The organism is Shinella daejeonensis (assembly GCF_024281235.1).
In the GTDB taxonomy this organism is placed as follows: domain Bacteria; phylum Pseudomonadota; class Alphaproteobacteria; order Rhizobiales; family Rhizobiaceae; genus Shinella; species Shinella daejeonensis.
Genome location: NZ_JAHWXY010000001.1, coordinates 1,100,384 through 1,122,815, shown reverse-complemented (window position 1 = coordinate 1,122,815; position 22,432 = coordinate 1,100,384). Strand labels below are relative to the sequence as shown.

The 22,432-nt window shown below is 63.2% G+C and carries 22 protein-coding genes; 14 read left to right on the top strand and 8 right to left on the bottom strand.

Annotated features, from left to right (window positions below):
- Window positions 1-71: 71 nt before the first annotated feature.
- The 5 genes from lysS to KYK29_RS05385 all read right to left on the bottom strand — a co-directional run bounded on the left by lysS (window position 72) and on the right by KYK29_RS05385 (window position 6,824).
- Window positions 72-1,565 carry a lysine--tRNA ligase gene (lysS, locus tag KYK29_RS05405; protein WP_254689809.1) on the bottom strand — a complete coding sequence of 498 codons (1,494 nt, stop codon included), beginning with the start codon at window positions 1,563-1,565 and terminating at the stop codon, window positions 72-74.
- 12 nt (window positions 1,566-1,577) lie between these two features.
- The gene (gene gltX / locus KYK29_RS05400; RefSeq protein WP_254689808.1) at window positions 1,578-3,047 is read right to left on the bottom strand and encodes a glutamate--tRNA ligase; all 1,470 of its coding nucleotides are present in this window, start codon (window positions 3,045-3,047) and stop codon (window positions 1,578-1,580) included.
- A 175-nt stretch (window positions 3,048-3,222) separates the two neighbouring features.
- Complete coding sequence (locus tag KYK29_RS05395) at window positions 3,223-4,995, bottom strand: SLC13 family permease (protein WP_254689807.1); 1,773 nt, start codon at window positions 4,993-4,995, stop codon at window positions 3,223-3,225.
- A gap of 299 nt (window positions 4,996-5,294) precedes the next feature.
- A complete protein-coding gene (locus tag KYK29_RS05390; protein WP_254689806.1) occupies window positions 5,295-6,044 on the bottom strand; it encodes a TerC family protein in 750 nt (249 codons plus the stop codon).
- 75 nt (window positions 6,045-6,119) lie between these two features.
- The gene (locus KYK29_RS05385; protein WP_254689805.1) at window positions 6,120-6,824 is read right to left on the bottom strand and encodes a TetR/AcrR family transcriptional regulator; all 705 of its coding nucleotides are present in this window, start codon (window positions 6,822-6,824) and stop codon (window positions 6,120-6,122) included.
- 154 nt (window positions 6,825-6,978) lie between these two features.
- Here KYK29_RS05385 and KYK29_RS05380 point away from each other — a divergent pair, with 154 nt between their 5' ends.
- From KYK29_RS05380 to KYK29_RS05350, 8 genes are all read left to right on the top strand, one after another.
- Complete coding sequence (locus KYK29_RS05380; RefSeq protein WP_254689804.1) at window positions 6,979-8,184, top strand: HlyD family secretion protein; 1,206 nt, start codon at window positions 6,979-6,981, stop codon at window positions 8,182-8,184.
- A 28-nt stretch (window positions 8,185-8,212) separates the two neighbouring features.
- Window positions 8,213-9,802 carry a DHA2 family efflux MFS transporter permease subunit gene (locus KYK29_RS05375; protein ID WP_437437217.1) on the top strand — a complete coding sequence of 530 codons (1,590 nt, stop codon included), beginning with the start codon at window positions 8,213-8,215 and terminating at the stop codon, window positions 9,800-9,802.
- Window positions 9,803-9,989: 187 nt separating this feature from the next.
- Window positions 9,990-11,447, top strand: a complete 1,458-nt coding sequence (gene xylB, locus KYK29_RS05370; RefSeq protein ID WP_254689803.1) for a xylulokinase — start codon at window positions 9,990-9,992, stop codon at window positions 11,445-11,447.
- A 132-nt stretch (window positions 11,448-11,579) separates the two neighbouring features.
- Window positions 11,580-12,632, top strand: coding sequence for a sugar phosphate isomerase/epimerase family protein (locus KYK29_RS05365; protein WP_254689802.1), 1,053 nt, complete (start codon window positions 11,580-11,582; stop codon window positions 12,630-12,632).
- A gap of 122 nt (window positions 12,633-12,754) precedes the next feature.
- Window positions 12,755-13,939, top strand: coding sequence for a Gfo/Idh/MocA family protein (locus tag KYK29_RS05360; RefSeq protein WP_254689801.1), 1,185 nt, complete (start codon window positions 12,755-12,757; stop codon window positions 13,937-13,939).
- Between the two features lie 154 nt (window positions 13,940-14,093).
- Window positions 14,094-14,321 carry a hypothetical protein gene (locus KYK29_RS05355; protein ID WP_254689800.1) on the top strand — a complete coding sequence of 76 codons (228 nt, stop codon included), beginning with the start codon at window positions 14,094-14,096 and terminating at the stop codon, window positions 14,319-14,321.
- A 319-nt stretch (window positions 14,322-14,640) separates the two neighbouring features.
- The gene (locus tag KYK29_RS22455) at window positions 14,641-14,775 is read left to right on the top strand and encodes a hypothetical protein (RefSeq protein ID WP_302795389.1); all 135 of its coding nucleotides are present in this window, start codon (window positions 14,641-14,643) and stop codon (window positions 14,773-14,775) included.
- 235 nt (window positions 14,776-15,010) lie between these two features.
- Window positions 15,011-15,475 carry a hypothetical protein gene (locus KYK29_RS05350; RefSeq protein WP_254689799.1) on the top strand — a complete coding sequence of 155 codons (465 nt, stop codon included), beginning with the start codon at window positions 15,011-15,013 and terminating at the stop codon, window positions 15,473-15,475.
- Between the two features lie 216 nt (window positions 15,476-15,691).
- On the opposite strand, the gene KYK29_RS05345 is transcribed toward KYK29_RS05350, so the two are convergent.
- The 3 genes from KYK29_RS05345 to KYK29_RS05335 form a co-directional block, all read right to left on the bottom strand.
- The gene (locus KYK29_RS05345; RefSeq protein WP_254689798.1) at window positions 15,692-15,904 is read right to left on the bottom strand and encodes a hypothetical protein; all 213 of its coding nucleotides are present in this window, start codon (window positions 15,902-15,904) and stop codon (window positions 15,692-15,694) included.
- 315 nt (window positions 15,905-16,219) lie between these two features.
- Window positions 16,220-17,071: a tyrosine-type recombinase/integrase gene (locus tag KYK29_RS05340; protein ID WP_254689797.1), complete on the bottom strand. Its 852-nt coding sequence runs from the start codon at window positions 17,069-17,071 to the stop codon at window positions 16,220-16,222.
- 713 nt (window positions 17,072-17,784) lie between these two features.
- Complete coding sequence (locus KYK29_RS05335) at window positions 17,785-18,603, bottom strand: class I SAM-dependent methyltransferase (protein ID WP_254689796.1); 819 nt, start codon at window positions 18,601-18,603, stop codon at window positions 17,785-17,787.
- A gap of 159 nt (window positions 18,604-18,762) precedes the next feature.
- Here KYK29_RS05335 and KYK29_RS05330 point away from each other — a divergent pair, with 159 nt between their 5' ends.
- The 6 genes from KYK29_RS05330 (at window position 18,763) to KYK29_RS05305 (ending at window position 22,363) form a co-directional block, all read left to right on the top strand.
- On the top strand, window positions 18,763-18,918 hold the full coding sequence (locus KYK29_RS05330; protein WP_254689795.1) for a glycosyl hydrolase 108 family protein: 156 nt from the start codon (window positions 18,763-18,765) through the stop codon (window positions 18,916-18,918).
- A 16-nt stretch (window positions 18,919-18,934) separates the two neighbouring features.
- On the top strand, window positions 18,935-19,480 hold the full coding sequence (locus KYK29_RS05325; RefSeq protein ID WP_254689794.1) for a glycosyl hydrolase 108 family protein: 546 nt from the start codon (window positions 18,935-18,937) through the stop codon (window positions 19,478-19,480).
- Window positions 19,422-19,721 carry a ParB N-terminal domain-containing protein gene (locus KYK29_RS05320; RefSeq protein ID WP_254689793.1) on the top strand — a complete coding sequence of 100 codons (300 nt, stop codon included), beginning with the start codon at window positions 19,422-19,424 and terminating at the stop codon, window positions 19,719-19,721. The genes KYK29_RS05325 and KYK29_RS05320 overlap by 59 nt, the downstream gene beginning before the upstream one ends.
- Window positions 19,703-20,191 (top strand): M15 family metallopeptidase, encoded by a 489-nt coding sequence (locus KYK29_RS05315; RefSeq protein ID WP_254689792.1) that lies wholly within the window; start codon window positions 19,703-19,705, stop codon window positions 20,189-20,191. Before KYK29_RS05320 ends, KYK29_RS05315 begins: the two co-directional genes overlap by 19 nt.
- A 125-nt stretch (window positions 20,192-20,316) precedes the next feature.
- Window positions 20,317-21,080, top strand: a protein-coding gene (locus tag KYK29_RS05310) for an IS5 family transposase (RefSeq protein ID WP_254690085.1) whose coding sequence is annotated in 2 segments (ribosomal slippage) — window positions 20,317-20,650 and window positions 20,650-21,080 — 765 coding nt in all. Because the reading frame shifts where the segments join, the coding sequence is not laid out codon by codon here.
- 356 nt (window positions 21,081-21,436) lie between these two features.
- Window positions 21,437-22,363: a hypothetical protein gene (locus KYK29_RS05305; RefSeq protein WP_254689791.1), complete on the top strand. Its 927-nt coding sequence runs from the start codon at window positions 21,437-21,439 to the stop codon at window positions 22,361-22,363.
- Window positions 22,364-22,432 lie beyond the last annotated feature (69 nt).

Sequence of the window (22,432 nt, the reverse complement as noted above, 5' to 3'; positions counted from 1 at the left end):
AGCGATTTCACCTCTGCTGGAAATGCTCTGGCCCTCCCCCACCGGGGAGGACGCTTGCCTGCGCCGGCGTCTCAATCGTTCTTCGCGCGGCGGGCCGGGAAGAGGATGACGTCGCGGATCGACGGGGCGTTGGTGAGCAGCATGATGAGGCGGTCGACGCCGATGCCGAGGCCGCCGGCGGGCGGCATGCCCTGGTCGATGGCGTCGAGGAACTCGTCGTCGAGCTGCTTGTCCTTCTCGCCGCGGGCGTGCGCCTGCTCCAGCTGCTCGACCATGCGGGCGCGCTGCTCTTCCGGGTCGTTCAGTTCGGAAAACGCGTTTCCGAGCTCCCAGGTGTTGCAATAGGTCTCGAAACGCTCGACGAGGCGCGGCTCGCCCGGCACTTCCTTGGCGAAGGGCGAGATGTCCTTCGGGAAATGCGTGACATGGGCCGGCTGGATCAGCGTCGGCTCGACCTTTTCCTCGAAGAGGAAGGCGAGGCATTCGCCCCAGGTCCAGTCCTTCTCGACTTCAAAGCCGGCGGCCTTGGCGGCGGCGCGGGCCTCCTCGTCGGTCTTGATGGCGAGAAAGTCGATGCCGGTCGCTTCCTTCACGGCGTCGGGCATCGGCACGCGCCGGAAGGGGCCCTTGAAGGAGATTTCCTTGTCGCCATAGGTGAACTCGGTCGAGCCATGGATCTTGACCGCCAGTTCGGCGAAGAGGCGTTCCACGAGGTCCATGATGTCCTCGTAGTCGGCATAGGCCCAGTAGCACTCCATCATCGTGAATTCGGGATTGTGCCGGGTCGAGACGCCTTCGTTGCGGAAATTTCGGTTGATCTCGAACACCTTGTCGGTCAGGCCCGAGACCAGCGTGCGCTTCAGGTAGAGTTCCGGCGCGATACGCAGGTACATGTCGAGCTTCAGCGTGTTGTGGTGCGTCTTGAAGGGTTCCGCCGTCGCGCCGCCATAGACGGAATGCAGCATCGGCGTCTCGACTTCCATGAAGCCGTCGGTTTCCATGAAGCGGCGGATGCCGGAGACGATCTGCGAACGCTGGCGGAAGCGGAGCTTGGAGTCCTCGTTGGTCATGATGTCGAGGTGGCGCTTGCGGTAGCGGATTTCGACATCCGCCACGCCATGCCACTTCTCCGGCATCGGCAGCAGGGTCTTCGTCAGCATGACGATCTCCTGCGCGTTGATCGTCAGTTCGCCGCGCTTGGTGCGGCGCACGACGCCGGTCACGCCGATGATGTCGCCCAGGTCGATCATCGGCAGGAGCGCGCGCGCCTCTTCCGGCGTGGTGTCCTTGTGCGAAAAGATCTGGATCTTGCCGGAGGCGTCATGGATATCCATGAACATGCCGGAATTGCGCGAGGAATAGACCCGGCCGGCGACCGTCACCACGTCGCCGCTTTCGGTATCGAGCTCCAGCTCCTCATATTTCGCGGCAAGCTCGGCATTGGTCATCGTCCGGTGGAAATGCGCCGGGTAGACGTCGCCGATCGTCTGGCGCAACTGGTCGAGCTTCTGGCGGCGGACTTCCGTTGGATCGGAGGAAAGCGCGGTTTCGGTCTTGTCGTTCATTCTTCTTTTTCCTTACTTTCCGCTACCGGCCATCGAGGCCACCACTTGCGCCGCCACCTTCAGGCGCTGGCGCACGACGGAGCGGCCGAGGATCGCCATCGAGTCGAACAGCGGCAGCGAGCGCGACGAGCCCGAGACGGCGACGAAGAGGGGCGCGACGACGACCTTGAGCTTCTTGCCGAGCCTGTCGGCGCTGGCGCGCAGCTCCGCCTCGATGCTTTCAACCGTCCATTCCGGCATCTTTTCGAGGTCCGGCTGCACCTGGTTGAGGACCTCAAGGATCTCTTCCGGCGTGGATTTCACCCTGGCGAAGGAGGCCGGCGTCAGGCCAAGATCGGACTTCAGCAGGAAGCCTGCGAGATCCGGCAGTTCGCCGAGCTTGGAGATGCGCGACTGCGACAGCCTCAGGCCCTGGCGGACGCGGTCGTTCTCCATCGCCCATTCGAGCACGCGTTGCGTGAAATCTTCCTCGGAAAGCTGCTCGCGCAGCCAGCGTCCGTTCAGCCAGTCGAGCTTCTGGATGTCGAAGATCGCGCCGGCCTTGGAAAGGTTCTCCGGATCGAATTTCTCCGCGAGCTGATCCACGGTCAGCAGTTCCTCGCCCTCGGCGATCTGGATGAAGAACAGGCCGAGGAAGTTCATCAGCGCTTCCGGCAGATAGCCGAGCGCCGAATAATAGGAGATCGACGTGGGATTCTTGCGCTTGGAAAGCTTCGACTTGTCGGCGTTGCGCATCAGCGAGAGATGCATGAAGACCGGCGGCTCAAGGCCGAGATACTGATAGATGAGGATGTGCTTCGGCACCGAGGCCAGCCATTCCTCGCCGCGCGCCACATGGGTGATCTTCATCAGGTGGTCGTCGACGACGTTCGCCATGTGGTAGGTCGGCATGCCGTCGGCCTTGAGCAGCACCTGCATGTCGACGGCGTCCCACGGGATTTCGACCGGTCCGTAGACGCCGTCGACGAATTTGCAGGCGCCCTCGGTCGGGATCTTCATGCGTACGACATGCGGCTCGCCGGCCGCGACGCGCTTCGTCACCTCTTCGGCCGTAAGGTGCAGGCAGAGACCGTCGTATTTCGGCGGCTTGCCGGCGGCGCGCTGGGCTTCGCGCATCTTGTCCAGCCGCTCGGGCGTGCAGAAACACTTGAAGCCATGGCCGGCCTCGACGATCCTGTCGACATAGGGGCGGTAGATGTCCTTGCGCTCGGACTGGCGATAGGGGCCGTAGGGGCCGCCGACGTCGGGGCCTTCCGACCATTCCAGTCCGCACCATTTCAGCGCGTCGAGCACTTTCTGCTCGAATTCGGATGTGGAGCGGGTGGCGTCCGTATCCTCGATGCGCAGGATGAAGGCGCCGCCGTGCTTTTTGGCGAACAGGTAGTTGAACAGCGCGATATAGGCGGTGCCGACATGCGGTTCGCCTGTCGGGGAGGGGGCAATGCGGACGCGGACGCCGGATGCGTTTGCGGAAGTGTTCATGATGTGGCCCGTCTTGACGTGTCTGCAAGCTCCGCGCCGAGGATAGCCGGCGTCGTGAGCGGGAAAATCAGGAGGAAAGCCCGGTTTCCCGCAGAAAAACGCGGCGGAACGGGTTCCCTGTCGGGCAGGGTTGAGACCACATTCGGCCCGGCGCGTCAAGGGAAAGTCGAGTGGCCTATTGCAGCGGCCAGACCCAGAGGAGGGCGGGCACGGCCACCAGGACGATCAGCAGGGAAAGCGGCAGTCCGACGCGCGGATAATCCGCGAACCTGTAGCCGCCGGGACCCATCACCAGCGTGTTGCACTGGTGGCCGACGGGGGTGAGGAAGTCGCAGCCCGCGCCGATCGCCACGGCCATCAGGAAGGCTTCGGGCCGATAGCCGAGGGTGCTTGCGAAACTGGCGGCGATCGGGGCCATGACGAGAACGGTCGCGGCGTTGTTGAGAAAGGGCGTCACCGCCATCGCGGTCAGCAGGATCAGGCCGAGTGCGCCGAACGGCGGCAGATGGGCGGCGATATCCCCGAGCCAGGCGGCGATGAGTTCGCTTGCGCCGGTCGTGCGCAGACTGTCGGAAACCGGAATGAGCGCGGCAAGCATGACGAGGATAGGCCCGTCCAGCGCCGTATAGATCTCCCGCCGCGGTACGGCGCGGAACACCACCATCGCCACGGCGGCGGCGAAGAAGCCGGTCGCCACCGGCACGATGCCGAGAGCGGTGGACGCCATGGCGGCGAGAAGCACGAGAACCGGGATCAGCGCGCGGCGTGGCGCGCCGAGCAGGATCTCGCGCTGGGCGAGCGGCAGCAGGCCGAGTTCCGGCAGAAGCGTCGGCAGCGCACGATTGTTGCCCTGGAGCACGATCACGTCGCCGGGGCGCAGGCGCACGGCCGAGAGCTTTTCACGCAGGCGCTCGCCCTGCCGGCTGACAGCCAGAAGGTTGATGCCATAGGAATGAAACAGCGCGATGCTGCGTGCGGAAATATCGATGAGCCGGGAATCCTTGGTGACGACGGCCTCGATGGCGCTGATCTCGCCTTCCTCGCCGCCGCTGGCGCGGATCGGATTGCCGGTAAGGGTGAGGCCGGCGAGCGAGACCACCCTGTCCAGCGCGCCGGCCGTGCCTTCCATCAGCACCGTATCGCCGGCCGCCAGCCGGACGTCGGGCAGCGGCGCGATATGGACGTGGCCGCGGACGATGGCGGTGGCGATCACGTCGCCGTCGCCGTGCCTGAGCACATCGTTCAGCGACTTGCCGATCGCCGCAGAGTTTTCGCCGACCGTCGCATCCGACGAATAGGCCGCCGCTTCCAGCGATTCCTCGACGCTCGCGTTGCGGTTCTGGCGCTCCGGCACGATCCGGTTGAAGAGCAGCATGAACAGCACGCCGCAGATCGTCAGTGTCGCGCCGACGGGGGTGAAATCGAACATCGTGAAGCTCTCGCCGCCGATTTCCTGGCGCATGCGCGACACGACGATATTGGGCGAGGTGCCGATCTGGGTCATGAGGCCGCCGAGCAGGGCCGCGAAGGCCATCGGCATCAGGAATTTCGAGACCGGCGCGCCGGATTTGCGGGCGAACTGGAAGGCGAGTGGCATCATGATGGCGAGGGCGCCGATATTCTTGATGAAGGCCGAAAGGACCGCGACGGAGACAAGCAGCAGCGCCAGTTGCGTATGCATCGAGGTGAGGTTGGGGAAAAACCGCTTCACGGCGAGGTTGACCACGCCGGAGCGGGCGACGGCGGCACTGACGATCAGCGCGCTTCCCACGATGATCACGATGTCGTCGCTGAAACCGGAAAATGCCTTGTCGAAGGGTACGACGCCGACGGCAACCGCCAGCAGCAGCGAACAGCAGGCCACGAGATCGTATCGGAATCGTCCCCAGATGAAGGCCCCCATCATCAGTGCAATGACTGCGAAGGCGAGGATCTGCTGCATTGTCATGGTCGGTGGCCTGCCCGGCGGGTTTGCTTCGTCGAGGGGTTCCGCCCCGACCGGCCCGCCCGCCGGATGACGGCGCGGCGGGTGATCCGTCGGACAGATAATCGGAACAATCCCCGTCACGGCGGGTTTGTCAAGCAGGACCGTGCCGTGTCAACCGGACAGGACGGGGATGGAGAACACGGGAGTTTTTCCGGTTTCCTCCCGTGGCCAACGAAACGGCAGTCGAGCTCCCGACCCGTCCGGCCGTCCTTGCATCCGTTTTCGAGAGGCCGGCGGCCTGTGCCGCCGGCCTTCCGCGCTTACGGATTCTCGATCCTCTTTCGCCGGCGGGCGCGTCGCGACAGCATATTGAGAAACTCAACCAGCGCGGAGAAGGCCATGGCGGCATAGACATAGCCCTTGGGCACATGGACGCCCATGCCCTCGGCGATCAGCGTCATGCCGATCATCAGCAGGAAGGCGAGCGCCAGCATGACGATCGTCGGATTCTTCTCGATGAAATCGGCAAGCGGGGTTGCGGCGACCAGCATCACCAGCACGGCCGTAACCACGGCGATCACCATGATCGGCAGATGGGGCGTCATGCCCACGGCGGTGATGATGCTGTCGACGGAGAACACGAGGTCGAGCAGCAGGATCTGGCCAATGGCGGCCGAAAGCGTCGAGGTTGCCGAACTGGCGATGAAGTCCTCGCCCTTCTCGGCGGGGTCGACATTATGATGGATCTCCCGGGTGGCTTTCCAGACGAGGAAAAGGCCGCCGGCGATCAGGATCACGTCCTTCCATGAAAAGCCCTGGCCGAAGATCTCGAAGACCGGCGTGGTGAGCTTGATGATCCAGGCGATGGTCCCGAGCAGCGCCAGCCGCATGAAAAGAGCAAGGCCGATGCCGATGCGGCGAGCCTTGACCCGGTGTTCGGGCGGCAGCTTGTTCGTGAGGATGGAGATGAAGATCAGGTTGTCGATACCGAGAACGATTTCCATCACGACAAGCGTGACAAGCGCGATCCAGGCGGCGGGGTCTTGCGCAAGGGCAAGAAGGCTGTCCATACGGTTATCCTCTGCGTGGCAATGGAGAGCCTATGTATGTTCGTGCCGTCTGCTGACAAGCGGCAGGCGGCAGCCTTACGGCGTATTCACGAATTCGTTATCGCAGGAAGCCACGGCCGGCGCCTTTTCCGGCCGGACGGCATAGGCCGCGAGGAAGACACGGATCGCCGAGGCCACGTTGCGTTCGATCTCGGCTGTGTCCGGCGGAGCCTCCATCGCCCCGAATAGTCGCGGCTTGAACAGGCCGACGGTCGTCATGTCGATGAACTGCCTGGCCGCCCGGGTCGTGTCGTCGCAGAAGAGCGTGCCGGCCGCCATCCGGGCATCCAGATAGTGTTGCAGCACCGACACCGGATTGATCGGGGTGGTGGAGAAGAAGCGGGAACACAGGGCGGGAAGGCGGTGGTTGGCGGCAATCACCATCCGCATGGCGCGGATGGTTTCATCCGCCGTGATATGGGTGGCGAAGAGGATGCCGAATTCCCTGAGCGTTTCGGCCAGCGGGCGCCCGCCGTCCAGCGCATGGCCGACCCTTTCGGTGAGGCGCTGGCGCTCGCGTTCGATCATCGAGCCGAAAAGGTCCTCCTTGTTCTCGAAGTAGACGTAGATGGTGCCTTTCGAGACCCCGGCGGCGCGGGTGACGTCATTCATGCTCGCGGCCTCGTAGCCGCGCTCCATGAAGACCCGCTTGGCGCCGTCGAGAATTTGCGCCCGCTTGGCGGGGTCCTCGCCGGCGGCGCGCCGTCCCGCTGCGGTGCCTGGAAGTCCGCCTCCTGTCATATATGCATCCCGCGTATTCCGTTTGCCGGGCAGCCGGCGAAGGTTTTCGAACCGGTTGGTTCGATTTTACTTGATATGCGCGAGAGGCTGCCTTAAGTCAAATCGAACCGAACGGTTCAGTCTTATCCTCACTTTATTGGAACGGCGCACGCTCATGTCGACTTCCCATGGCACCGGCTCGGCGAAGGTCCGCCCCGTCAACGAAGATTTCGAGCCGGGAATCGAGGACGCGCCGTTCTCTGCCGAGATTGATGCGCCGGCGCCCGCTGCCGAAGCCGTGCCGGAGGTTGCGAACAAGGGCCGCCGTCGTTTTCTACTGCCGGTGGCGGGCGTCGTCCTGCTGGCGATTGCCGGCGCGTATGGCTACCAGTGGTGGACCGACGGCCGTTTCATGATTTCCACGGACGACGCCTATATCGCGGGCGATATCGCCACCATCTCCCCGAAGGTTTCCGGTTATGTGGCCAGGGTCGATGTCATCGCCAACCAGACGGTCAGGGCGGGCGACCCGCTGGTGACGCTGGAGGATGGCGATTACCGGCTTGCCCGTGCGCAGGCCGAGGCGCAGATCGCCACCCAGACGCTTGCCCTCGACCGTATCGACGCGCAGATCGCGGGGGCGCGTGCGGGACTCGCACAGGCCATGGCCCAGAAGACCGCGTTTCAGGCCGCCCTCCAGGGAGCCGAAGTCGCTGCCCGGCGGGCAAGGGATCTCAATGCCAAGGAGGTCGGCACCGCCGCCTCGCTCGACAGCGCGACCGTGGCGCTCGACCAGGCGAAAGCCAATCTTGCGGGCGCCGACGCCAGCATCGAGGTGGCGACGGCGAATATCACGGTTCTGCAAGCGCAGCGCGCCGAAGCCGAAAGCGGTATCCGTACGCTGGAACTTGCACGGGACAAGGCCGTTCGCGATCTGTCCTTCACCGTGCTCAGGGCGCCTTATGACGGCGTTATCGGCAATATCTCGGTGCAGGTCGGCGACCTCGTTTCAGCCGGCCGGCGGCTGGCGGCGCTCGTTCCGGTGAAGGCGCTCTACGTCGAGGCGAATTTCAAGGAAACGCAGATCGCCCATCTCGTGCCGGGCTCGAAGGTGCATCTGCATGTCGACGCCTATGAGGACGAGGATGTCGTCGGTACGGTCACATCCATCGCTCCGGCCTCCGGTTCCGTGTTTTCGCTGCTGCCGGCGGAAAACGCCACCGGCAATTTCACCAAGGTCACCCAGCGGGTCCCGGTGCGGATCGCCATTCCGCAGGATGCGCTGGAAACCGGAAAGCTGCGTGCGGGCCTTAGCGTCGTCGTCGACGTCGACAGCCGGACCGCGCCGGGCGGCGCGGCTTTCGCCGCAACGCTCGACTGACCCTTCCTCCAGCCAGGGAGCGCCGGCGATGGTCGCCACCGCTCGACGAACAGGCCGGCCGCTGGTCGCGCCGCCACAGGTCGACAAGATGCCCGTCCGGCGGGTCGTCGCTTTCCTGGCGATGGTCTTCGGCATGTTCATGTCGATCCTCGATATCCAGATCGTCTCGGCGTCGCTTGCGGAAATCCAGGCGGGTCTGGGGGCAGGCGCGGATGAAATCGCCTGGGTCCAGACATCCTATCTGATCGCCGAGGTCATCATGATCCCGCTGTCGGGAACGCTGGCGCGCATCGTGTCGACGCGGGTGCTGTTCAGCGTTTCGGCGGCGGGTTTCACCATGGCGAGCGCGCTTGCGGCGACCGCTACCAATATCGATCAGATGATCGTCTATCGGGCGATCCAGGGTTTCATCGGCGGCGGCATGATCCCGTCGGTCTTTGCCGCCGCCTTCACGATCTTCCCGCCTTCGAAGCGTAATATCGTCTCGCCGATGATCGGGCTCGTGGCCACGCTTGCGCCGACCATCGGCCCGACGGTCGGCGGCTATCTCAGCCATGCCTTTTCCTGGCACTGGCTGTTTCTGGTCAACGTCGTCCCCGGCATCATCGTGGCGGTGCTGACCTGGAACCTGATCGATTTCGACAAGCCGGAACCCGGCCTGATGAAGCGCTTCGACTGGTGGGGTCTTGCCGCCATGGCCGTTTTCCTCGGCTCGCTGGAATATGTTCTGGAAGAGGGCAACAACAAGGACTGGTTCAGCGACGCGCATATCGTCTGGGGTACGCTCGCCGTGGTGGTCGGCGGGGCCGTCTTTTTCTGGCGCGCCTTCCGGGTGCCGTTTCCCGTCGTGGACCTGCGCAGTTTCACAAACCGCAATTTCGCCTTCGGCTCGATCTTCTCCTTCGCCATGGGGATCGGGCTTTACGGACTGACCTATCTCTATCCGCTCTATCTCGCCCACATCCGCGGCTATGATTCCCTGATGATCGGCGAGACCCTGTTCATCTCGGGGCTTGCCATGTTCTTCACCGCGCCGCTTGCCGGCGCGCTGGCGTCACGGCTCGATCCGCGAGTCATGATGGCCATGGGGTTCGCCGGTTTCGCGCTCGGTACGTGGAGCATGACCTTTCTCACGTCGGACTGGGATTTCCACGAACTGCTGGTGCCGCAGATCCTGCGCGGGGTTTCGCTGATGATCTGCATGGTGCCGATCAACAATGTGGCGCTCGGCACGCTGTCGCCCGATCGTATCCGCAGCGCCTCCGGCCTCTTCAACCTGACCCGAAATCTCGGCGGTGCGGTCGGGCTGGCGGTTATCAACACGCTGCTCACCCAGCGCACGCAGGAGCATTACCTGCGCCTGTCCGAACATGTGCAATGGGGCAATCCCGGCGCGGTCGAGCGCCTGGACGACATGGCGGCCAATTACGACGCCTATGGCCTCGACGGGGCGATGGTTGCGATCAGGCAGCTGTCCGGCATGGTCCGCCAGCAAGCCTATGTCCTGTCCTTCATCGATATTTTCCTGCTGCTGACGGTCCTGTTCACGGTGCTGATCATCTGCGTTCTGGCGATCCGCAAGCCCCGTCCGGATGCAGGGGGCGGCAGCGGGCACTGAGGCCGGGCGTCGCCGCTTTCACGCTTCCCGAAAGTTTCCGATTTGCGGACACCCGGAATTCTTCTATGGCTAACCCCGGAAGAAGGGGAGGGCGCGCCACGGTTCACGACATTGCCGGACGGGCGCGCGTCAGCCTTGCGCCCCATGGGGGCGAACGGCCTGAAACGGACAGACAGGAGTGAACGCCATGTATCTCGGGATCGATCTCGGCACCTCGAGCGTCAAGGCCATGCTGATCGACGGCGATCAGCAGGTGATCGGCTCGGCGTCGAGCCGGGCCATCGAAATCGCGCGGCCGCATCCCGGCTGGTCGGAGCAGGATCCGGCCGACTGGATCCGCGCGACGGACGAGGCGATTGCCGGCCTGCGGGATAGCCATGGGCCGGCGTTCGCTGCCGTGCGCGGCATCGGCCTTTCCGGCCATATGCATGGCGCGACGCTGGTCGATGCGCAAGACCGGGTGCTTCGGCCCTGCATACTGTGGAACGATACGAGGAGCCATCTCGAAGCCGCCGCGCTCGACGCCGACCCGCGGTTCCGGGCGATCACCGGCAATATCGTGTTTCCGGGCTTCACCGCGCCGAAGCTTGCCTGGGTGCGCGCGAACGAACCTGCTATTTTCGCCGCCGTGCGGCGCGTGCTGTTGCCGAAGGATTATCTGCGCCTCTGGCTTACCGGCGAGCATCTGTCGGACATGTCGGATTCGGCGGGCACCGCCTGGCTCGACACCGGCGCCCGGCGGTGGTCGGCCGATCTTCTCGCCGCCACGGATCTCGACGAACGGCAGATGCCGGGGCTGGTGGAGGGCACCGATCCGGCGGGCGTGCTGCGCGCCGGGCTTGCTGCGAAATGGGGCCTTGCCGCGGATGTCGTGATTGCCGGCGGGGCCGGAGACAATGCGGCTTCGGCCTGTGGCATGGGGACGGTGCGCGAGGGCGCGGCCTTCGTCTCGCTCGGGACGTCCGGCGTGCTTTTTGCCGCCAATGCCCGCTACCTGCCGAATCCGGCGAGCGCGGTCCACGCCTTCTGCCATGCGCTTCCGGACACCTGGCACCAGATGGGCGTCATCCTGTCGGCCAGCGACGCGCTCAACTGGCATTCACGCGTCACCGGGGCGACCGCCGCGGCCTTGACGGCGGAACTCGGCGAAAGCCTGCATGCGCCGTCCGGCGTCACCTTCCTGCCCTATCTTTCCGGCGAGCGCACGCCGCATAACGATGCGGCGATCCGCGGCGCATTCGTGGGACTCGGCCATGAAAGCGGGCGCGCCGTGCTGACCCAGGCGGTTCTCGAAGGCGTGGCCTTCTCGATCCGCGACAGTCTGGAGGCGCTGAAGGCGGCCGGGACCAGCCTGTCGCGCGTCACCGCCATCGGCGGGGGGTCCCGCTCCCGCTACTGGCTGAAGGCGATCGCCACCGCGCTCGGCCTGCCCGTCGACCTGCCGGCCGACGGCGATTTCGGCGCGGCCTTCGGCGCGGCCCGCCTCGGCCTCGTGGCGGCGACGGGAGCCGATCCCTTCGCCGTCTGCACGCCGCCCGCCACGGCCGATACCGTCGATCCCGAGCCGTCGCTTGCCGCGGCTTACGAGGAGGCCTACCGGCGCTTCCGCCGGCTCTATCCGGCGATCCGCGCCGCGACGGCCTGAAGCGTTCGCTCCGGGCTTTTTCCGCGTCGGGGGTGGTTTCGCATTGCTCCGTCCGGGAAAGCCCGATAGCGTTCGGCCGCTGCCGTATGTATCGCAACGACGGCGGCGGCCTGTGATGGGAGTAAGCCGCAGATGAAGACGATCAAGGGACCGGGTCTGTTCCTGGCGCAGTTCGCCGGTGACGCCGCGCCGTTCAATTCCTGGGATTCGATCACGAAATGGGCCGCCGATATCGGCTATGCGGGCGTGCAGGTGCCGACATGGGACGCGCGCCTCATCGACTTGCGGAAGGCTGCCGAATCGAAAGCCTATTGCGACGAGTTCGCCGGCCGCGCACGCGAAAACGGCGTCGAGATCACCGAGCTTTCCGCCCATCTCCAGGGACAACTCGTCGCCGTGCACCCTGCCTATGACGAAGCCTTCGACGGCTTTGCGGCGCCGGAGGTGCGGGGCGATCCGAAGGCCCGCCAGCAATGGGCGACGGAGCAGGTCAAACTGGCGCTGAGCGCTTCGCGAAATCTCGGGCTGGACGCCATGGCGGCCTTTTCCGGCGCGCTCGCCTGGCCGTTTCTCTACCCCTGGCCGCAGCGTCCGGCCGGTCTCGTCGAGACCGCGTTCGACGAACTGGCCCGCCGCTGGCGGCCGATCCTCGACCATGCGGAAGATTGCGGCGTCGATATCTGCTACGAGATCCATCCGGGCGAAGACCTGCACGATGGCGTCAGCTATGAGATGTTCCTGGAGCGCACCGGCAATCACCCACGCGCCTGCATGCTCTACGACCCCTCGCACTATGTGCTGCAATGCCTCGACTATCTGGACAATATCGACATCTACCGGGACCGTATCCGCATGTTCCATGTGAAGGATGCGGAATTCAACCCGACCGGCCGGCAGGGCGTCTACGGCGGTTTCCAGAGCTGGGTGAACCGGGCCGGCCGCTTCCGCTCGCCCGGTGACGGGCAGGTCGATTTCGGCGCGGTCTTTTCCAGGATGGCGGCCAATGATTTCGCCGGCTGGGCCGTGGTCGAATGGGAGTGCGCGCTGAAGCATCCGGAAGACGGCGCGCGCGAGGGGGCGGAATTCGTCAAGGCGCATATCATTCGCGTGACGGACAAGGCTTTTGACGATTTTGCCGACAGCGGCACGGACGAGGCCGCCAACCGGCGCATGCTTGGCCTTTGACGCCGGGCGCCTGCCCGACCCGCTTTCCGCCGCCGGCAAGGAGGCCGGACCGGTCCGCCTTCCCGCCGGGGAAGGGCCGGGGGCGGGCGGGAGGCTCAAGACAACATTCCAGGGAGAAGACGATGGCAATCGAAGGAAGCGCAACGCAGCCGCACGAGCGGCGTATCAGGCTCGGGATGGTCGGCGGCGGATCTGGCGCCTTCATCGGTGCGGTCCACCGCTATGCCGCGCGTCTGGACGATCATTATGAACTGGTGGCGGGCGCGCTTTCGTCCTCGCCGGAAAAGGCGCTGGAATCAGCGCGCCAACTGGGGCTGGATCCGACGCGCAGCTACCGTAACTTCAAGGAAATGGCGATCCGCGAAGCCCGGTTGAAGAACGGTATCGAGGCGGTGGCGATCGTGACGCCGAACCATCTGCATTACGAGGCCGCGCGGGAATTCCTGAAGCGCGGCATCCATGTCATCTGCGACAAGCCGCTGACCTCGACGCTTGCCGATGCCCGAAAGCTGAAGAAGGCCGCCGACGAAAGCGAGGCCCTTTTCGTGCTCACCCACAATTACACCGGCTATCCCATGGTGCGGCAGGCCCGCGACATGGTGCTCAAGGGCGAACTCGGTCCCATCCGCATGGTGCAGGTGGAATATCCACAGGATTGGCTGACCGAGGATATCGAGGCGAGCGGCAACAAGCAGGCGGCCTGGCGCACCGATCCGGCAAAGTCCGGTGCGGGCGGGTCGACCGGCGATATCGGCACCCATGCGTATAATCTCGCCTGCTTCGTTTCCGGGCTGGAACTGGTGGAGCTTGCCGCCGATCTCGACAGCTTCGTCGCCGGCCGCCGGCTAGACGATAATGCGCATGTCATGCTGCGCTTCAAGGAGAAGGACGGCGTTCGCGCGAAGGGCATGCTCTGGTGTAGCCAGATCGCTCCCGGCCACGAAAACGGCCTGCGCGTGCGTGTCTATGGCGCCAAGGGGAGCCTCGACTGGGTCCAGGCCGATCCGAACTATCTCTGGTATACGCCATTTGGCGAGCCGAAGCGCCTGTTGACGCGCAACGGCGTCGGAACGGGCGCCGCCGCGATGCGCATGAGCCGCATTCCCGCCGGTCACCCGGAAGGCTATCTGGAAGGCTTCGCCAATATCTATGCCGAGGCGGCCCGCGCCATCTTCGCCCGCCGCGCCGGCGTTCCGGCCGATCCGGCCGTCGTCTATCCGACGCTGGACGACGGGCTCAAGGGCATGGTCTTCGTCGAGGCCTGCGTGCAGTCCTCGAAGAGGAACGGAGCCTGGGTCAAGGTCTGATCCGGTCCGAAAGGTTCCGGCCCTTCCCCGACGCGGGGGCTGGCGAAGTTCGAGGACCCGGCAGCGCCTCGTGTCGCCAGCCGGGTCCTCCGCGCAACCGGTGGGAGGAGAGTTGGCCGGTCGCGCGTACATCCCCTCATGACGCGAAGGGAGGGTGGAAAGGCTGGCCGCAGCGCCGGAGCGCAGCTTTCAGGATGCGTTTGGCCCGATGCAGATCAAGCGGGACGGCGCTGGACGTCCGTCGGTATTCCGCCAGTTGCCGATCGATATCGACGATGGCGCGCAGCAGGCGCTCGCGCGGCAACGGGCCATCATCGCCGGCAGGGCGGCGGGGGTCGTGTTTCGACATCATGTCACCTCCTCATCCCGGCCGCCTTCATGACGTCCGGGTCGATGGTGAGAGTCTAGGGCCGGGAACGATCGTCGGCGAGGCTGCGGCACGGCTCATGGTTAACGAAAGGTTGCCGACGGATGCCGGTTTTTCGCAGTCTTCCCGGTCCGCCGGGCGCGCGTGGCCGGCGCGACGCGCCAGAACGGGACGGTCATTTCCGGGCCTGTGGAAAAGCGGGACGCCGCCGGCGCGGCAGGCGGGGGAAAAGTGTCCGAATATGGCGAATCAGTGGCTCGTTGCCGGTGTCTTCCGGTGGACGCGCGGGCGTCGCCGTCCTATGTGTTGCAAGCAAATCTCACAGGAGAGAACCATGCGCCTCATCACCGGCCTGACCACCGTCGCCTTCGTCGTGCTCGCTCTTGCCGGCTGCACGACCACCGCCGGCGACAACACCACCTACGCCCGTCCGGAAGCCAGCAGTTCCTTCCAGATGCCGCTCGACTGACGGGCCTGTGTCCTGCCCGACGGCGGGATTCGCACAGATATCGCCACGCCGATTGAAAAACCGGCGGGCGGGTCGTTCCCCCGATCGAATGTTTCCTGTCGTGCGCCATTTCCGTGAGACAGTGAAGTTTCGGGAAGGTTCCCGCCCTGCGGGTCGGGGAACCCCCTCAAACGCGCATGGACAGCGGTTCGAGAATGCTCTTCAATCGGCCGGACAGATCGTCAGGGAGAGCCTCATGCCGCCCGAGCAGGTGTTTGCCTGGGAAATTCACAAGGATGCCGATGCTCTGCTGCACCATCGGATAAATGCGATGCTGATCATGGAATCGATCTTCGTCGCCGCTTTTTTCGTTGTGGCGGATCTGGAAGGCGGGAAAGGCCTTTCCTATCAGCTTTGCATCGGCGCGGTGGCGATATTGGTCAGCCTCTATTGCTGGCGTATGAACCGGCGGCTTATCTTCGGCGTCCTGCATCTGAAGAGAACCTATCTCCTCAGCGATCCGGACTCCCCCTATACCGGTTACTACCGGGCTCTGGATCACCATATCCGCAGCGTTCGCCCGTGGATGAAGAATGTCCCGATGGCCGATCCGAACTATGACAAGTTGAATGTCCTGCCCTGGCTGTTCGTAGTCCTGTGGCTGATGCTCTGCGCGCTTTCCGTTCCGGATTGGCGTATCGGCTTCAGCGTCGGCGCTTGATTCGACGACTGGTATCCTCCTGCCAACGCCGGTGAGGCGGAAAGACAGGCGGCGTTTCCAACCGGGGACGCGTTCAAACGTTGCCTCAGGTGACCAGCATCACGACGACCCCGCCCGCGACGATGAGGACGAGGCCGGCGACAAGCATCGGAATAAGCGTCGGGCCACTGTCGGGTCGATCCATGACAACTCCTCCTGTACGAAGGGAACGGTTCGTCAGGCCGCGCCCGCAGGATCGCCACCGGGCATGAGCGCCGGTTTCTCCGCCTGCTTGCGCTTTGTCTCGGCTTCCACGCCCGCCCCATCCGGGCGATGATACGTCGATTTATCCGCTTCCGGAAGCCTCTGCTGCGAGACGCTGCCCGGATGCGGATCCTCGACGTCGGAATCCGGAGTTTCGGAAGGGGTGTTCTTCGGGTGGTTCGCCATGATGCAAGTCCTCCTGTGAGGAGCAAATGCGACCAGGAAGAGAACGTTCCCTCGCCCGCCTGAATTCACGAACGCGATCGAACCTGACGGGCGTTTCGTCGATGGATTTCAAGTGATTGGATCGGATGGTGGGCGTGACAGGGATTGAACCTGTGACCCCTACGATGTCAATACAGACTGTATGCTTCTGTCTGATTTGTATGACACGAGAGATCGAGCATTTCTGCGGCGTTCAGCGGTCGGTGTCTTACGTTTGTAGGCAGGAAATGACTACCAATCCGACAAGCGCTACCCCGTCTGTTTGCATGCGCTACCCTACTCGGCGGCCTCCAACGCACCGGCTGAAATCTGATCCACGGCCTGGCGCAGGTCGTCCGGGCAGTGCTTCGCGTAGACTTTCTCGACCATCGCCAGTGTGTTGCCGAGCACCTTCGCGATGATCCAGAGTGGCACCCCGCGGCGGGCCATGTGCGTGGCCGCAGTGTGGCGCAGGACGTGCGGCGAGATCCCGGTGCTCTTCGGCTTCGTGCCAGCTGGAACCTTGGCACGCTTGCCGGGCAGCCCGGACCTGATGACGACGTGCTGGATCGGAGCCCAAATGGCCCCAAGGTTGCTGCACACCAGACCGTCGTGCGACTTCTTGTTGAGTCGCTCTTCGTAGGCGCGCAGCAGGATCGGCCGGAGTGACTTCGAGATCGGCACGACCGCGCGCCGCTTCTTGGTGAGCTTGCGGCCCGGTACGTTGAGCTCGATCACGTTCGTTTCGAAGTCGACGCGATCCCAAGACAGCTCGAGGATGGCCGACTTGTGACCGGCCGTCTCCAGCGCCAGCCACAGGAAGCGCTTCACGCGCGACAGGCGAGGGCCACGCCGGCACTCTCCGGCGGCATTGAGCAACTGCTGGATCTCAGTGGTGCGGAGCCACCTGTCGCGGACTTCACCGGCCGCCGGCAGGTCAATAGGTTCAATCGAGCTGGCCGGTATCAGCTTCTGCTTATGCGTCGGGTCATTGCCGAACTTGAGAGCGGCCAGCCGGTGAGCCTCGCAAAGTATATGGGTGGTGTTTCGTGAAGGCGCATTTCGAGGAAAAAGAGCTCTGTCTGTTTTGGCAGATTGTTGGGGAACTTCGGCAAGCGCTGCGCGATGAGCAGCCGGAGGCGGTGACAAGCTACCTTGTCGATGAGCTTCGCGGCATGTTCGCGAATGCGGCCAGAGATGAGGCCGCCGCGAAGGTGGACGACGCTGGTGAGTTTGTGACCGCAGCGCAGGAAACGACTGCATATCGAATGGGAAGGTGGGGCGGAAATTTTGTGCGGTCTCGCCGGGGCTGGAAACGTTCTGCTAGACTTCACCAAATCGATGGCGAGGCGAGCCCGCCGCGTGGGCTAGTACCTGCCGGTACAGAAAGGGCCGTGGCTAGGAACGGCAACGCTTACAACGTCGTGATTTCTACTGGCACGCTGGTATTTGCACGCATGAGTGTTGGCGGGACTGTCGAGACCCCGGCAGGCGTTGGCGACTTCTCATCGGCTGCGAAGTTCTCAGGCATGGCCGTCCCGCCGAATGGCGGCGCTGCAATCGAAGTCGCCTCGCTGTTGGCCCGCAACAGAAGCCCTTCAGGGAGCAACGTTACTGGCGATTGGCTCATGTATCTCCGTATCGGCGGCGCGCCCTTACGCAGGTGTGGGGTTGGAATACGACCTGTATGTATCCGGGGCAGACAACACTTATGACATTGGCACTACTACGTCGCGCGTCCGCAAAATCTACGCCCAGAACATACGCCTTTCTGGCCTTCCTACATCAACGTCAGGCCTGTCGAGTGGCGATCTTTGGAACGATACAGGGACTGTAAAGGTGGTGCCGTAAGGAGTGGAAAATCATCCTACGGTTGTCGCTTTAGCTCCAGCCGCCGCCATCACGAAGGAGCCCAAAAGTTCTTGGACCCGGCGGCGATAAATCTGAGGACTTGCCGAGTCAATCGGGCGTTTCTTGCGGATCGAAACCTGCAATGCGTCTGCGTTGGCTCCGACCAATACATCAGCATGCTCACTGAGAGCGTTTGCGACATCGATCCGATTTTGCCTGTTCCATATGACGAACCTTCCGTCAATTTCATCGAAATTCCACTGGTGGAATCCCGCGTAATTTGCCTCTTCGGCTTCGTTACGGAAATGGGAAAGGAAAATGTTGGAGCCGGTCTTTAACACGCCAAGCATTTGCCAGATCCCACGCATCGGGTCGAATGAGTGATCAAGCGCATTTCTGCAATGTACGGCATCGAAAGTATCGCTATCGAAGACGGCGGTGAGATCTTCTGCGAACCCTTGTTCCGTCCGAGTAACAGGCGTTATTCCGTTCCGGTCGAGCGCCGCATTGTATAGTGGCGCGAGCGGATCAACAGCCGTTACGCGCATGCGCGCGCCTCTAAAATTGGGAAATAGCGAAGTAAGTGGGCCGGAGCCAACATCAAGGACACGCATATTCGCGGCGTTAGACAATCCCAGAAACTTCATGACCCATTCTGGGTTTTCAGCCCTGCTGTCGAGCCGAGCATCAAATTCACTCCGCCATTTCCCGCCCCGGTCGGCGATGTAGCGGTTCCAGAAATCTATCTCATGATGGATACCCGAGAACCATGCGGCGATTTGGTTCGACAGGACGACTTCAGACAGCTTGTCGTTGTTGAGTTCTTGCATTCTGTCCCTCCTAATTGATTTCCCCCCTCTCATAACCTGAACTACTGCGAAAGCAAACGGCCATGACCGGGTTGATAGTGCGTGGAAAAGACGAGCTCTAGTTGCTGCTTCGGCATATGAAGTATATGAAATAACGACCAATAAACCAAGGCGCGCGACATGACCGCATTGAATTTCGTGGCTTGCTTGAACGAGACGCTGAAATGGGAAGGTGGCTGGGCGGATCATCCGAAAGATCCCGGCGGCGCGACCATGAAGGGCATCACACTGGCGACGTTCCGGCGCTGGTGCCGTAGGCGACCAAGCAGGACCTGAAAACATCTCTCAGCCGATGGTCGAGGAGATCTATCGCGCGGATTATCGGGCCCCCATCAGGGGCGACACGCTGGCGGCCGGCGTCGATCTCGCGACCTTCGATTACGGCGTCAATTCCGGCCCCGCGACGGCCCCCAAGCAGCTTCTGAAGGTGATCGGCGGCTCCAACGTCAACACCGTCAAGAAGCTCTGCGCGCGCTGGCTAACCAGCTACCAGGCTCTGAAGACCTGGGCGACGTTCGGCAAGGGCTGGGCGAGCCGGATTGCTGGCATCGAGGCGAAGGCCGTCGCATGGGCGATGGCGAGCTCAACGCCAGCGCAGGTCAAGGACGCCCTGAACCAGGAAGCCAAGGCCGCCAACAGCAAGTCTGCCAGGCAGGCCGCAGGCCGCAGGCGGCGGAGCGAGCGGCAGTTCGACTGTGCTCCCGGTCGGACAGGAAAATCTCGACCAGCTCGGCGCGTGGGCGCTGATGGTGCTGGTCGCAGGAGCCGTCGCGCTGGCGGTGTACCTGCTGATCCGCACCCACATCAACAAGGCCGCCGAGACGCTCCGCAAGCGTGAGGGTGGCGGCTACGAGATGAACGACAACCCGGTCAGCGGCCGGTTCGTTCAGGCCGACGGTCTCGACGACATGAACGCGATCCTGCGCGAGGCTGGCGACGATCCGCGCGTCAAGGCGATCCGTCCGCGCCGGACTGGCAGAGCCAGCACCTCGTCGACGTCACCGCCAAGAACGGCCAGAAGTGGCGCGTTCACCGGGACGCCGCCAAGGCATTTGAGGGTGTGTTCGGCGACCTTATAGCGGCCGGCTATAACCCGACGTCGAGCGGCCGCTTCAACTACCGCAACATCCGCGGCGGCAGTTCGTTGAGCCAGCACGCATTCGGCACGGCCATCGATATCGGCGCGGCGAACAACCCGCTGCTTTCACGCGGCGCGAAGGTCGTCACCGACCTGCCGCCGAACGTCGCTGAGCTCGCGGCCAAGAACGGTCTGGAGTGGGGTGGGAATTGGCGACGGCCGGATGCCATGCACTTTGAGTGGCTGGGCCTGCGCGACAGGCAACTGCCGCAGCCGGTCCCTGGCGCAATGCCTTCTACCATCGTGGCCGGACGCGCCGGCGCGACTGGCGGCGTCCTCGCGAATGTGGTCCAGACGTCCAGAGTTGCCCCGACGCTCGGTGATTATCTGGCTAATGCACAGGCGTCTCAGTTCGCCCCGCCGACGGCCGGAAACGCCGTCGCGAACTTCATGCAGGTGCGCGCTGCATAGCAGCAAGCGCAGGCCGAACAGGAGGCCGCAGACCAGGAACGCAGGTGTGCGCTCTTCGGCGACCTAGGGTCAGGACCTATTAATCTGGATTGATTTGTGATTCAGATTCTCGCCTGGAGGATCTGATAAGTGATTTGTTTTTGTTGAGCCCAGCTCAGATGGCGCGGTTGTCGCCGCACTTTCCGCTGGCACACGGCGTACCGCGGGTCGATGACCGGCGGGTTGTGAGCGGGATCGTCTATGTGATCCGCAACGGTTTGCAGTGGAAGGATGCGCCCAAGGCCTATGGCCCGCACAAGACGCTCTACAACCGCTTCATGCGCTGGAGCCGATTGGGTGTGTTTGACAAGATCTTCGTCGCGCTCAGTCAGGTCGGCCCCAGACCGGAGCGGATCATGATCGACGCCACTCACCTGAAGGCCCACCGCACCGCGGCGAGCCTGCTTAAAAAGGGGATGTTCCCCGCCATATCGGGCGCACCAAGGGCGGGTTGAACTCCAAGCTCCACGCCGTATGCGATCAGGCCGGTCGGCCGATCATCCTCAAGCTCAGCGCCGGACAGGTCAGTGATCACAAGGGTGCCGCCATGGTCCTCGATGACCTGCCCGCAGCGACGCATCTGATTGCAGACCGGGAATATGACAGCGCCTGGTTCCGCCAGGCGTTGGTCGACAGAGGGATCGAGCCCTGCATCCCTTCAAGCCGTAGCAGAAAGATACCCTTCCCCTACGACAAGGCCCTCTACCGCCAGCGCCATCGCGTCGAGAACCTGTTCGCAAAGCTCAAGGACTGGCGTCGCATCGCAACCCGATACGACAGATGTGCTCACACCTTCTTCTCGGCAATATGCATCGCCGCAACCGTAATCTTCTGGATCAATGAGTCCTGACCCTAGCCTCAATGTATGTGTAATACGCGGGTAAAGCGCTACCCAAACCGTATGTCGGCTGGCCTACAAAACAAAAGCCCCGTGATCGCAGGGATTTAATTTTATTGGAGCTTCGGATGGTGGGCGTGACAGGGATTGAACCTGTGCCCCCTACGATGTCAACGCCACCCCAAAACAAGAAAAACAACGCTAGGCGATAGCAAACTCTAGCACGCGACCCCAGCGGAAACCACGGTTTTGTAGGTTTTTGCGCGGGGTTGCGTGTCAGTTGCGTGTCACCGCGTGTCGATTTGCTTTGCCGCTCATTCTGAATAGCTTGTTAAACTATGACCCAACGCCCCAAGCATCCCTATCCTTTGAACGACAAGCAGGACTTCGCCGCATGGCGGGTTCAGTATCGGCGCGCCTATCACCTTCTGGATACCGTCATATTCGAGTGGCGAGGGCGGAATGCCACCCTTCGGGGCTTCCCCGGCAAGTGGGTGGCCTATTCACAGACTGAATGGCAGGAGAAATCCGGACTGCCACTAAACGCGATGAAGCTGGAGTTCTTCCGCTTGGAACTGGACGGGCTGATTGAGCGCCAACCCGGTTCATGGGAGGGCTTCAAGCCTCGGACGTTCATCCGACCAACCCGTCTTGCGCTCACCTTCATGGGAATGCGCCCGACTGATCATGCCAAATTGGGGGATGATCGACCGGCGAAAACCAACCAGACGGGGCATCCCAAGTCGAACCCGAAGAAGCCACCGAAGGGGCAACCAAACGGGGAGCCACATATCACTTCCTTCCCTTCCTCTCCTTCCTCACCAACCAACCTAATCCCGCATGCGCACGCACCCACGGGAGGGAAGGGAAGTGCCGGGGAAGATGGGAAGGTCAAGAAAAAGAAATTGATCTTTAAGAAACCAGTCCCGAAAGCCCCCATAGCCCCGCCGCCCGACGATGATGACGTTGATGCGATGATCGCCGCTGCAAAGGCGGGGAAGCGGGCAAAGCTGCTAGAACTGTTCCCGGTCATTCCCGACGCCGTGAAGACGGTTCATCCCTCGCATCCCAAAATGTGGGGGGACGAATGGTTCAAGTTCTCCCCGAAAGCGCAGGCCGTCACCCATGCCAAATACAAGTCCTATGCCGAAAACGAACTGGCAGCGAAGGGCAAGCACGGCAAGTTCGGCGGGAAGTCGAAAACCTCGACGGAATGGACGGACGCGGACGAAGCCGAATACCAGAACGCCATGGCCGAGAACGACGCTTGGCTGAAAGAGAACGCGAACACATAGACCGGACCCCAGCGGGGTCCACGCACGCGGGGGCTTGATGACATAGCCTCCGACATGTGCAAATTGGAT